Raw genomic sequence first — 13,804 nt, forward strand, 5'->3', positions numbered from 1 at the left:
AATCCTCGGAATACTTCGAAGGGCGGGGCACCGGGACATCCTTCCCCCAGACCACTGTCTGGTTTCAAGGTGTCCGGCTCGAAGGTGGAACTTCATCCTTCGTACGCTGCCGAGCCGGTGCCGACGGTGACGTTGACCGCTGAGCAGAAGGCCTCGAAGCAGGCTCGCGAGAGCGGCAAGACCGTCCCGGTGGCTTCACTCCTGTCGGAGACGACCGAGGTGGTCGCCAACCCGGACGGGACATTCACCGCTGAGGTGCATGCCGGGCCGACCCGTTACCGCGACGGCGATGGTGCCTGGAAGCCGGTTGATCTCACGCTGGCCAAGCGTTCCGACGGCCTGATCGCACCCAGGGGCCACCCGCGCGGTCTGGTCATCTCGGGTGCTGCCGGCGAGGGCGACCACGATCTGGCTCGGCTGACCAGCGGCGACAGCAACCTGACATTGGGCTGGTCGGGGACGCTGCCGGAGCCCGAGTTGCTGGACACGACCGCGACTTATCGCGATGTCCGGCCTGACATCGATCTGGTGATCGACGCGACCCGTACGGGCTTCGAGCAGTTCCTGGTCGTCCACAACCGGGAAGCTGCCGCGCAGGTCACGACGATTGCGATGCCGTGGCGAACAGGCGGAGTCGTGCCGGTCTCGACCGCGGACGGCGGTCTGTCGTTGCGTGACGAGGACGGCATGTACGTCGGTCATGTTCCTCCCGCGGTCATGTGGGACGCGACCGTCGGTGCGGAGTCTGGTGACCACACGAACCGGGCGCCGGTGAAGATGGCGGTGAAACCGGCGGCCAAGGCAGGTGCAAAGGCGCTGGCGTTGACGCCGGAGGCGGATTTCTTCAACGATCCGACGACGGTGTATCCGGTGACGATCGACCCGTCGCCGACGTTGAAGCCGGGCTTCGACACGTTCGTGCAGGACAACATCAGCTCGGACCTGTCGACGTCCAAGGAGTTGAAGCTCGGGTCGGTGACCGAGGGCAGCACCTATCGGGCGCGGTCGTTCATCCGGTGGCCCACCAGCGTGTTGGCGGGCAAGCGGGTCACCAAGGCGACGATGTATCTCTATAACACCCATTCGTGGAACTGCACCGATCAGGAATGGCAGGTGTGGATCACCGGCGCGGTCGGTACATCGACGTCTTGGAGCAAGCAGCCCAAGTGGTACAGCGACCGGCCGATCGCGAAGTCGTCGATGACCAAGGGCTACAGCGGTTGCACCGCCGGGTTCGTGACCGCGAACGTGCAGCCCTTGTTCGACTGGGTCGCCGACAACCCCGCGTCCACGCTGACCACAGGTATCCGGTCCAAGCAGTCCGACGAGGATGACCCGGGTCAGCACGCCTGGAAGAAGTTCCAGTCGACGGAGGCCTCGAAGGATCCGTATGTGTCGTTGACGTACAACACCAAGCCGAAGACGCCCACGAGCTTGACCATCGGCGGAAAAACATGCGTCACCGACCCGGGCGTGGTCGTGTCGACGGTCGCGGGATACCCGTCGGCGCAGGCGATCGCATCGGATCCGGACGGCACCGAGCGTGGTCTGACGGTGCAGTTCTTCCTCGCCAAGAAGGGCACGGCGCTGCCACCTGAGCCGACGATGTTTAAGGCGACGACGTCGGGCGCGTCGGCCACCATTGCGGTGTCGAGCAAATTCGCGCTGGTCGAAAGTCAGGCGTACCGGATGTATGCCCGTACCTATGACGGTCTTGATTATTCGGCGTTGACGGCGGAGTGCATCTTCACGGTCGATAACACCGGCCCACTACGTCCCCCGACGGTGACCTCGAGCGACTATCCGGAGTGCGCCGATCCTGAGACGTGTGTCGTTGCTGGAAGTGTGGGCAAGAGCGGCCTGTTCACCTTCGGTGCCAACGGTGTTCCCGACATCATGCAGTACCGCTACTGGTTCGACGGCGGCGCGAAGATGACCGCGGCGGCGCTCAGCAAGGGAGGTGGGGTCACGGTCGGCATCCACCCGCCACCGCCGAGCAACGTCCTGCATCTGAGCGATCTCAAGAGAGGCGGGCAACGCTATCTGCACGTCGTGAGCGTCGATCAGAACGATAGGGAGGGCCCCGAGTACACGGTGGGCACCGGTGACGCCAGCATGGGCGGCTACGGGATGAAGGTCGACAACGCCGCCGGTCAGGCCGGCCGGTGGAGGCTCGACGAGGCCTCCGGCACCACGACAGTCGTCGACTCGGTCACCGACGGCCATGACCTGGCGGTGGCCGGTACGACGGCCAGCACGGCGGGCAGCGGTGACGGCGGCACGGCTTTCGCCTTCGCACCTACCGGCACGCTACAAGGCGATCTCACTGTCGACCTGCTCGGCAGCCGTACCACGACAGCGACGGCCCGGCTGTCCACTGCCGGCGGTGAGTCCACCATCGTGCGCCACGGCCGATACGGCGACCCTTACCGCCAGGACGACCTCTATTTCGACGGAGCCACGAAGAAGGTGTGCTACCGCGTCCAGGTCGGCCAGACTACTACGGCGAACCCGCCGGTCCGTGGCGAGTGGAAGGCCTGTTCCGCCGAGCCGGTTGCGCTCGGCGTCTGGATCCGCGTCGGTGGCGGCTTCGACGCGATGCGCCGTGAAGCGTTCGTCGTGGTCAACGGCGTCCGCACCGCCAGCGCGACGATCGCGACTTATACGGCGACGGCCACCGGCACCGGCGGTTTCACCGCCGTGGGCAACAAGACACTGACCGGTGCGGTCGATGACGTGCAGGTCTGGAACCGGCTGCTGGACCCGCGGGAACTGGGTGCGCTGGCCGCGACCGAAGCCGGCCGCTGGGACCTCAACGCGAGCGCCGACGACACCACCGTCCATCCGACCAAGCATCCCTTCGTCGACTGGGGATTCCCTGGTGATCAGTGGAACGACGTCGGTCATCTCGAGGGCGACTTCGGGTCCGCGTACTTCGACGGTACCAGCGGCATGTACACCAGCGGCAGCGTGATCAGGACCGATGAGTCGTTCTCGGTGTCGGCCTGGGTCAGTCTGGACGCTGTGCCCGCGCGGAACATGACCGCCGTGTCGCAGGACGGTTCCGTGCAGTCGGCGTTCTTTCTCGGTGCTCGCCTGTATTCGGGGGTGCCCAAATGGGCGTTCGCGATGGAGAACGCCGACTCGGCGACCAACGTGGCATTCACCCACGCCTACGGCGATGTCATCACGGACGACGACACCGGTGGATGGGTTCATCTCACCGGAGTCTATGACGCCTCAGCCCAGAATCAGACGTTGTACGTCAACGGGACAGCGGTGATGACCTTCGGGCGGACCGCCAGGTGGCAGGCCGCGGGCACGTTCAACCTCAGTAAGGCCACCATCACCCCGGAGGGCAGTACGCCCCGGACCACCGAACGCCTCGCCGGCAGCATCGACGCGGTCCGTGCCTACGCCGGTGTCCTGACGCCCGACATGGTCGCGCGCCTCTACGAGACCGAGGACGGTCAACTGTGATCAGCACTATGCGTCGACGGATCGCCGTGGTCACGGTTGCCGCCATGGCGGGCGCGCTGCTGCAAGCCGTTCCGGCAGAAGCCGCACCGACCAAACCGGAGCCGCTCAAGCCGCAGGCCGGAGTGTCGATCGGCGGCAAGCCCGTCAAGGCGATCAAAACCAAGATCCCGACGATGGCCTCGACACCGGCCCGGACGCCGAAGTGGCCCGCTGCGGGGACCTCGACCATGCAGGTGACAGCCGACGGCACGGTGAAGCGCTTGAGCAAGGCCGACGCGGCAGCGCCGTTGGACGTCCGAGCAACGGACGGCAAGGCCAAGCGGCTTACCGTCGAGGTGCTGGGCCGCGCTGAGGTCGCCAAGGCACACCGCGACGTGGTCATGCGGCTGCGCCCGGCCGATACCGCTTCGGCCGGCAAGGTCAACGTCACCATCGACTACACGGACTTCGGTGACGCCTACGGCGCGGACTGGTCAGACCGGCTCCGCCTGGTGTCCCTGCCGCCCTGTGCCCTGACCACACCGGACGCCCCTGGCTGTGCGGCCACCCCGCTGGCCTCCACCAACAACGGCACGTCCGTCTCGGCCCCCGTTACTGTGAGCGCGGCTGGCTCGGTGGTCGCACTGGCCGCGGCCGCAGCCGGTAGCTCCGGCGACTACGCGGCGACGTCGCTGTCGGCCTCGGCGACCTGGAACGCCGGCGGTTCCAGCGGCACCTTCGGCTGGTCGTACCCGATGTCCGTGCCGCCGTCTCTTGGCGGCCCGGCGCCGAACCTGTCGCTGGACTACTCGTCGCAGGCGGTCGACGGTCGCACGTCGGTCACCAACAACCAGCCGTCGTGGATCGGTGAAGGTTTCGGCTTCGAGCCCGGCTTCATCGAACGGCGCTACGCGAGTTGCGGCGACGACAACGATGACGACAAGCGCAAGGGCAACAACACCAACGACACCGGCGACCAGTGCTGGGGCACCGACAACGCGACACTGTCGCTGGACGGCGTCGGCGGCGGCGAACTCATCTACAACTCGACCGAGAAGCGCTGGCACACCCGCAGCGACGACGGCACCCGCATCGAGCGGCTCTACAACGCCACCAACGGCGACAAGGGCGACACCGGTAGCGCGGCCGGCGGTCCTGGCGAGTACTGGGTGGTCACCGCGACCAACGGCACGAAGTACTACTTCGGCCTGAACCGGCTCCCGGGCTACAGCGCCACCAACAGCACCGAGACGAAGTCCGTGTTCACCGTGCCGGTGGCGGGCAACCAGAGCGGCGAACCGTGCAACAAGACCGCGTTCAAGGACTCGTTCTGCGACCAGGCATGGCGGTGGAACCTCGACTGGGTCGTGGACACCAACGGCAACGCTGAATCGTTCTGGTACTCCCCGGAGACCAACAAGTACGCCCGCAACAGCGCCACCGACGTGCACTCCTACGTCCGTGGCGGCAACGTCACCCGTATCGACTACGGCCAGATGTCGGCCAGCGCGTACGCCAAGGCGCCGATGAGCGTCTCGTTCGGCACGGCCAACCGTTGCCTGACCAGCTGTACCGTCAACGCCAACTGGCAGGACACCCCGCTGGACCAGGAATGCACCGGCACCTCCTGCACCCAGTACGGGCCGACCTTCTTCACCAAGCGCCGGCTGTCGACCGTGACCACCCAGGTCCTCAAGCCCGGCACCACGACCTACCGCGATGTCGAACGCTGGACGCTGACACACACCTTCCCCGATCCCGGTGACGGCACCCGCAAGGGAATGTGGCTTTCCACGATCAGCCACACCGGCTGGGACGCCAAGAACGTCGCCACCTCCGTACCGGACATCACGCTGGTCGGCGTGCCGATGGACAACCGGGTCGACACCGCGCTGAGCAACGGCCTACGGCCGATGCGCTGGTACCGGATGAAGACCATCTACACCGAGACCCAGGCCAGCATCGACGTCAATTACCTGCCGACGAACTGCGCCGCTGGGTCCACCCCGGATCCGGCGACCAACACCAAGCGGTGTTTCCCGGTGCGGTGGGCGCCACCGGACCTCGGCGGCGCGCCGGGCAAGGAGATCACCGACTGGTTCCACAAGTACGTCGTCGACAGCGTGCGCGAGAACGACACCAAGAGCCCGTTGCAGGGCTACCCGCTGAACGTGCTCACCAGCTACAAGTACGACACCCCGGCCTGGCGGTACGCCGACGACGACGGCCTGACCAAGGACAAGTACCGCACCTGGTCCCAATGGCGCGGCTACGGCCTGGTCAGCGTCATCAAGGGCGACGACGGCGACCGCACGAGGGTCGACACCCGCTACTTCCGCGGCATGGACGGCGACAAGTCCACCAGGACCGACACCGTCGGCACCAAACGGGCCAACGTCACCGACTCCAAGGGCAAGGCCACGATCGTCGACGCCGACGACCTCAACGGTCAGATCCGCGAAACCGTCGTCTACAACGGCCCGGACGGCGAACCGATCAGCGGCACGATCTCGGATCCCTGGCTGGGGACGATCACCGCCACCCACAAGGTCGACGACGTGAGCGTCAACGCCCGCTACATCGACACCGCCGGCAGCTGGACCTGGACCGCCCGCGACGGCGGCCGCCCGGACACCTGGACCCACACCACCACGGCGTTCGACACCTACGGCATGCCGACCGAGGTCACCGAGTTCGGCGACACCACCCGGTCAGGCGATGAGAAGTGCGTGCTCACCGACTACAGCCGCGACGACGGCCCAGCCTGGATGATCGCGTTCCCCTATCAGGTCCGCACGTTCGCCCTGACCTGTGACGAGGCCACCGAGCCCGGCCGGATCATCACCAAGGATGAGGTTCTCGGCGCCACCCGCGCCAGCTTCGACGACAAGGAATACGGGGTCGCCCCGACCAAGGGCTTGACCACCATGTTCGAGGCGCTGGAGGACTGGAAGGACAACAAGCCGGTCTACTACATGACCGGGAAGACCAAGTTCGACGTGCACGGACGGCCGAGTTCCTCCTGGGACGCCGACAATCTCGAGACCAAGACGACATATACGCCGGTCACCGGTGGTCCGCTCACCCGCGTCGACGCGGTGAGCCCGCTCAAATGGACCTCGTACAACCTGATCGATCCCGCCACCGGTACCACGACGCTGTCGCACGATCTGAACGGCCGCGACACCGAGACACTCTATGACGGCCTCGGCCGGCTGATCAGCGTCTGGAAGCCTGGCCGCAGTAGCGCCGCCGGGGATGTTCCCGACGTGCGCTACACCTACAAGCTCAACACGGACAAGGCCAGCGTCGTCCAGACCGACACGCTCAACGCCAACAACAAGATCACCACCAGCTACATGTTCTTCGACTCGCTGCTGCGCCCGGTTCAGCAGCAAACCCCGGCGGCGACGACCGGCATGCTGGTCACCGATACCTTCTACGACACCGCTGGGCGGGCCAACGTCAGCTACGGCGCGTACTGGGTCGACGGCACGGCTCCGTCGGCCACCCGCTGGCAGCCGCCGATGCCGGCCGGCCGCGACAACATCCTGTCCTGGTCGAAGACCCTCTACGACGGCGCCGGCCGGGAAACCAACAAGATCCTCTTCTCGAAGCTCGCCGAGAAGTGGCGCGCCACCACCGTTTACGGCGGCGACCACGTCGACACGACACCCCCGCTGGGCGGCACCGCCGAGTCCAAGTACGTCGACCCGCGGGGACGCACCACGGAGATCCGCCAGTACAAGGGACCCGAACCGGTCGGCGACTACGAGCGCACCACGTACGGCTACAACACCAAGGGTCAGTTGACCAAGGTCACCGACCCGATGGAGACGGTCTGGGAGTACGGCTACGACGTCCAGGGTCGGCAGGACTACACCAAGGATCCGGACAAGGGCGAAGTCACCACGTCCTTCGACAAGCTCGGCCGGGTCCTGAGCACCAAGGACCAGAAGGGCCAGGTGTTGGCGTACAAGTACGACGACTTGGGCCGCAAGACCGGCATGTTCAAGGACTCGCTGACCGGCACCAAGCTGGCGGACTGGACCTACGACTCCCTTACCGGCGGTCTCGGGGTGCTGGCCTCCAGCAACCGCTACGTCGACGGGGATCTGACCAACCCGTACACGACCGCGACCCTGGCGCTGGACGCCAAGACCGGCCTGCCGACCAAGACCGCCGTCACCATTCCCGGCAGTGAGAAAGGCCTGGCCGGCACCTACACCTACCAGGCCCGCTACGCCGTCAACGGAGCCCCGAAGACCAGCCTGCTCCCGGCGATCGGTGACACCAGCCCCGCGAGGATCCCCGGCGAGACGCTGACCACCGGCTACAACGACCTCGGCGCCGCGACCACCCTGAGCACCACCATCGGCGGATCGCTGGTACCCGCCGTGGAGTTCACCGAGTTCGGTGAGATCTCATCGGTCGTGTTCGGCGCCTCGGACGGCAAGGCGCTGCAGGTCACCAACCACTACGACCCGTCCACCCGCCGTCTCAGGGCCACCCAGGCATTCCGTGACATCAATCCCGCGGTCGTGTCCTGGAAGGAATACCAGTACGACGACGCCGGCAACATCATCCGCACTGAGGAGAAGGCGCCGGTAGCCGGCGCCGAAACCCAGTGCTGGCGGATGGACCACCTGCAACGCCTCACTGACGCTTGGACCCCCAGCGACGGCAACTGCGACGCCGATCCCTCGCCAGAGGTCCTGGCCGACTCAACCGCGGCGCCGGCGCCGTACTGGACGTCCTGGTCGTTCAACGCCTCCGGCAACCGGCTGCAGCAGATCGAGCACAAGACCGCCGTCGGGATCCGCACCACCGACTACGCCTACCCGGCCGGAACCGCCGACCACCCGCACTTCCCCACCCGAACGACGACCACCGGCGACGCCGGTACCAGCAGCACCGCCGACTACGAGGTCGACGAGCTGGGCAACACGATCTCCCGACCCACCGCCAAGAACGGCCAACAAGCACTGACCTGGAACGCCGAAGGCCAACTCGCCTCCGCCCAGGACAGCACCGGCACGACCACCTACGTCTACGACGCCGACGGCAACCGGCTCATCACCAAGGAACCAACCGGCAAGACCCTGTATCTGCCCGGCCAGGAAATCAAGGTCGACAACAACGGCACGGTGCAGTCCTGCACCCGCTACTACTCCTACGGCGGCAAGACGGTCGCTCAGCGCACGTCGGCAGGCCTGACCTGGCTGGTCAGCGACACCCAGAACACCGCGTCGATCAGCGTCGACGCCGTCACCCAGCAGGCCACCGTCCGCCATCTCACCGCGTACGGCGAAGACCGCGACGGCCAAGCCGGCTGGATCAACGACAAGGGCTTCCTCGGCAAAACGATCGACAACACCGGACTGACCCACGTCGAAGCCCGCGAATACGACCCCGGCATCGGCCGGTTCATCTCGGTCGACCCGATCATGGACGTCACCGACCCGCAGCAGATGCAGGGCTACAGCTACGCCAACAATTCACCGGTCAGCTTCGCCGACCCCAGTGGCGAATCCGTCGACACCGGCAACGGCTCCGGCAACGGCCAGCGCATCAACCCGGACAACGGCGACGTCCTCGACGACGGCACCGGCCAAGGTAGCGACTTCGACAACGGAACCGGCGGCGGCACCGGTGGCACGTCCGGCGGCAACGGCGGCGGCAACGGCGGCGGAGACAACGGCGGCGCCACCAACTCGGGCGGGCACAAACAGCCTGCTAAATGCAACTGGTGGTGCAAGTCCAAGAAGTGGACGTCGGACCACAAGGCCACCATCGCCGCCGTCGCGGTCGGTGTCGTCGTCGGTGTCGGCTGCGGCTTCGCCATCGGATGGACCGGAGTCGGCGCGGTAGCCTGCGGCGCACTCGCCGGCGCAGCGGGATCCATCGCCCACGACCTAGTCGAGGGCGGTCACAGCGTCGCCGACATGGCAGGCAACGCAGTCGTCTCAGGCGTCATCGGAGGAATCACCGGCGGTCTGATGTCCGTCGGAGGCCAGGCACTCAGCACAGGTGTCCGAAGCCTTGTCACCAACCAAGGAGCGCAAGCCGCACGCCAAGCAGCGGCCGGTGCCGCGAAGGCGGAAGCCAAAAGCATCGGCGCAAGCTTGACGAAGCCGTTCGCCAAGTGCCCCACACACAGCTTCGCGCCCTCGACAGCCGTCCTGATGGCTGACGGCTCCGCCAAGTCCATCGCTGAGGTGAGGAACGGCGACGTCGTCCAGGCCACCGACCCCCGCACCGGCGAAAGTGCCGGACAGAAGGTCATTGACCTCCACGAGCACCACGACACCGCCCTCACAAACCTGACGGTAGAAACCGCGGACGGCCGCTCGGCGACGCTCCACACCACCCAGGGGCACCCATTCTGGAGTGTCAGCCGTGCCGATTGGGTCGATGCTGAAGATCTGGCTCCCGACGAGCGGCTGCACGCAGACGACGGCGGTCTAATTGTCGTCAGGTACGTGGACAGTTTTGTCGGCAACGAAATCATGCATGACCTCACCGTCGATGAGGTGCACACCTATTACGTCCTCGCCAATGAGACTCCAGTCTTGGTTCACAACTGCGGGCCGGCCCGCTTTGAGGTCGACTCCAACGGTGTAGTCAAGGACTTGACGGCTGACATGGCGCGAGCGAGCAAAAACTTCACTCGCGCAGGGAAGCGTCATGTAGCCAATAAGAGTCGCGCGAACAATGCAGGTCGCACGGTCTGTGACGATTGTGGGATCGTAACAATTCCCGCTACGCGATCGATGAGTGGAGTCGCTCCCGCGCGTAATGAGACACGTATCGACCACATATGGCCTCGGTCGTTAGGTGGACCGGGGTCTTTATGGAACGGGCGAGTTACCTGCGTATTGTGCAATGAGCGCTGGTCCAACACTCCCAAGGGGCCCCTGTGACCAGCTCAGGTATAGCGCCGAGATCCGGTACCGGTGGGCGGAGGATGAGTTCATTGAAGAGTGCGATATAGTGGCAAAATTGTGATCCTTTGAGGAGGTAGACGGTTTGGGCGCCAGTAATTCAGGAGGCGGTGTGACGGAACGAATCCGCATTCGCTTCAACTTGGAACGCGACGATGAAGGCTGGCCTCCCGCTGATAGCGAGTACCTCTGGGCTGTCACTCTTAATTCTGAAGTTGCACGAGTGGACAGCATCCCTTTCTTTGTCCCCAATGTTGCGCTCGACGACCTTGTTAGCATACGGCTGGGACCTGAGGGCTCCGGAATCTTCCTCGAGACATTGAAATGGTCCGGAAATAGCACCATGCGGGTCATTCCACTCATTGACGATGCGGAAGCCGGGATCGAGGATGTGCGCGAGCGGCTATCTTTCGTCGGTGTTGAACTGGAAGCACTGAAGCAATTCGGGATCGTTGCCGTAAACGTGCGCCCGTCAGCGGATGTCGTACAGGTCAAACGAGTCCTCGACCGCGGCGAAAAGTTGGGCTGGTGGACCTATGAGGAGGCCTGTGTGGGCGGCGCGTGGCCGCAGTGATCGTTTGAAATTGGATGGCTGCCATCCCTGCCTCGATCTGCCACATTTACAGAACGGCGCGGCGACAGGTAGAGCGCTGTCGAAGCTGAGGATCGACACGACACGTGCCGCCGATGCCCCGGCCTGGTTCGCCAAGCCCGGCGAACGCCCTCCTGCACTCGAGCACCCTCAACGCGGCGGCGCACCGGCAACGAAGGGGCGGGCCGAAAAGTGGCCTCGCCTGCAGGTGTCGCGGCGACGGACCGTCGTGGCCGGCGTGCCGGTTCGGACGAGTGGCACCACGACTTCTTCGCCGTAGCGCTCACGCTCATCGCTTCATTTGTGCGGTCTGAGCCGGCCTGAAGGGGGTTACCTTCTGTAGCGACTGGTCGAGTTGGCGTGGAGTGCGGAGATTGGTCGATATTGGACAGAGCATTCGGGTCGGCGGAGCTGCGAGTGGGATGATGGACGGAATTCTTGGCGGGGAGATGTGTCGCGTTGACTCGTTCACGGGTCCTGGCGTCTCAATATTCGAGACCATGAATTTGAGGCCTTGAACGTAGCGGATAGTCGCAAATGGGGCTTCTCCGAGGTGGGATCGGAGGGCTTTGACCTCTTCTGATTGCGGCGCTGTCTACGGATCAGAAGGTTAGGGGTTCGAGTCCCTCCGGGCGCACAAAAGATCAAGGCCGTGACCAGCGAAAATAAGGGTCACGGCCTCTTTGTTTCCCATTCTCGGCCCCGATACTCCCACCTGGTGGGAGCGTGGTGATCGGATGGTGATCGCGTGTCGCCGACGTGTTCCGTCCATAGTGGATTTCGGCGTTGAGCTGGACTTTAGCCCCGCGAATCATGGCCTGACCCGCAGCCCTTTCCGGTTACTGTGTGTGATGCCTGCGGCGGTGTTTGTCGTCCGGTCAGGTGCTACCACGGGCCGTGCCTGCCGGTGCCTGGTGCGGAGGCCGATAGCCGGCACAGGGCGAGTCGTCTGCCGGCCGGGGTGGTGTCGCGCCGTCGAACGCTAGGGGTGTCCGGTGGCGACGGCGGGCGCCGTGGATCCGGATACGAGGGAGCCGGTGTCACCGCGGTGTGGTGATGGCTGCAGACGGCGGCGGGCAGCTCGTCCGGCTGTGCGGGACATCCGGTTCACGCGGCTGTCCCGGGAAAGCCTGCGCCGGAACCGGCCGACGGGTGGTTGCCGCCGGACCATGCTCGGGCTGTCGTGATCGTGCCGGAAGTCCCGCCGCACCGGCTCGGCTACGACCATGCGTTCCACCCGAGTGCCGCCAGCCGGCCCGAGTAGATCGTCACAGGGTCAGCAGAGGGCTGATCACAGTTCCGGTGCCGCACCGTGCAGGACAGGCCGAGGGCTCCCGACGCCAGATGAGCCGAAGGCCCCAAGGACGCGAGACCACCCAAGCGCACCCCGCCCGGTACGTTCCCTTGTCGCACTGCCGCCTCGGATAGTGCCGACATCCGACCGCGCTCGCGTCACCGAACGCCGCTGAGAAAGCCGCGACAAAGCATGATCATGTTTACTGATCTGAGCCGATGTGAGTGCGTCATCCTAGCAATCTCGAGGCGTTCATTTGTATCGCCGATCCGCTCCACGTTGCCCAAATGGCTGGTGAGGCGTGGCAACTATGATCATCGACCGTGGGCGGCAGGGTGCATTACATAGTGGTACGAGGCGGCCAGGTCCGTAACTCCATTCTCGGCGGCGGGTACGGCTACGGGCTGGACTACCACGTAGCTGTCGGACCGGAGCTGGTGTTGGCGTGGCTGGACGAGCGTGCGCAGGCGTCTGACCCGGCTGAGGGGCAGGAGTGGCTCGGTGACACTCTGTGCGAGGGCGGTGTGCTGCTCGACGTCGACGAGCAGGTGATGCTCGTCTTTTCCGAGCTGCCGTGGCTGAATTCGACGAAGGCGGCGTATGAATGGCGCCTGGCGATGCTCGATGGCTGGTCGCGAACCTGGCCGGGCTGGCGGATCGAGTGGGCCTACGACGGCCTGGCCGACCTGGCACGTTATGTCGGCGTCAACCCGGAAACCCTGCACGATCTCGACCCGCCCGAGGACCCGCCCATCGATCCCGACGACGCAGGCTACCTGGTCACCATTGCCGGTACCTCCTGGACGTTGCCGGGTTACGCCGACGCACCATGGGAACACGGTCTACGGCTGATCGGCCTGCTCGCGGGCCGGCAACCGATCACCGCCCCCGACCACGTTCCGCTCGGTGGCCTACATCTGGACATCCCGCGCCGCCGCGCTCAGCTCTGGACGATCAGGCCGCTCTGCGGCGCCCGGGAACGGTGGCCGCAGCTCTGGCCCGGCTGGGAGCTGTCGTTCCACGAAGACCGTTACCCCGCCGGCCTGCCCATCCCGGATCCTGGTCCGGCGCTAGCCGGACTGGCGGAACGGGTACACGAACACTGGGCTCCCGGGCGGGCTCGCGAAATCAGAAACGAGGTGCTCTTTCCTGCCGCCGGCTCCGCGCGTGACGCGCTACGGGGTGACGAACCGGCGTACCGAAAGGCCTTTGAGGCCGACCGCGCCGCCGCTCAACGGGCTGAAGAGGCCGCTCTACCCGGCCTGCAACATCTCGCCACAGCCCGAGCGAGACTGCTTCTCCGCACCTGACTCGATTTTCTTTCGGGCACGCCCACCCACGGCTGAACGGAACGCCGGCCGGGTATCCGGATTTGCCGCCGATCGAGCGCGGCGGTCGGCGAGGCATCGTCACGCACGGCGATGCTACTTGCGGCTGACCGGCGCATGCTGTGCCGAGATCCGTTGCAGGCTACTGCGTGAGGTGGCCGATGTGTTCGAATGCGGGGTCGAGCTG

Annotated in this window: 4 protein-coding genes; all 4 read left to right on the forward strand. The window is 65.5% G+C overall.

The window, feature by feature from the left end; translation table 11 throughout:
• Nucleotides 1-69 precede the first annotated feature (69 nt).
• The 4 genes from ACIBQZ_RS42905 (at nucleotide 70) to ACIBQZ_RS42920 (ending at nucleotide 13,599) form a co-directional block, all read left to right on the forward strand.
• Nucleotides 70-3,480 (forward strand): LamG-like jellyroll fold domain-containing protein, encoded by a 3,411-nt coding sequence (locus tag ACIBQZ_RS42905; protein ID WP_396094722.1) that lies wholly within the window; start codon nucleotides 70-72, stop codon nucleotides 3,478-3,480.
• A gap of 8 nt (nucleotides 3,481-3,488) precedes the next feature.
• The gene (locus ACIBQZ_RS42910; RefSeq protein ID WP_396094723.1) at nucleotides 3,489-10,382 is read left to right on the forward strand and encodes a polymorphic toxin-type HINT domain-containing protein; all 6,894 of its coding nucleotides are present in this window, start codon (nucleotides 3,489-3,491) and stop codon (nucleotides 10,380-10,382) included.
• Nucleotides 10,383-10,515: 133 nt separating this feature from the next.
• Complete coding sequence (locus ACIBQZ_RS42915) at nucleotides 10,516-10,977, forward strand: DUF4265 domain-containing protein (RefSeq protein ID WP_396094724.1); 462 nt, start codon at nucleotides 10,516-10,518, stop codon at nucleotides 10,975-10,977.
• Nucleotides 10,978-12,612: 1,635 nt separating this feature from the next.
• Nucleotides 12,613-13,599: a hypothetical protein gene (locus ACIBQZ_RS42920; RefSeq protein WP_396094725.1), complete on the forward strand. Its 987-nt coding sequence runs from the start codon at nucleotides 12,613-12,615 to the stop codon at nucleotides 13,597-13,599.
• Nucleotides 13,600-13,804: the final 205 nt, after the last annotated feature.

Origin of the sequence: Actinoplanes sp. NPDC049599 (assembly GCF_044465625.1) — a bacterium.
In the GTDB taxonomy this organism is placed as follows: Bacteria; Actinomycetota; Actinomycetes; order Mycobacteriales; family Micromonosporaceae; genus Actinoplanes.

What these genes read in the sequence shown, in the direction of transcription:
- ACIBQZ_RS42910 (WP_396094723.1), top strand. Translation starts at nt 3,489, where the DNA reads ATGCGTCGACGGATCGCCGTGGTCACGGTTGCCGCCATGGCGGGCGCG.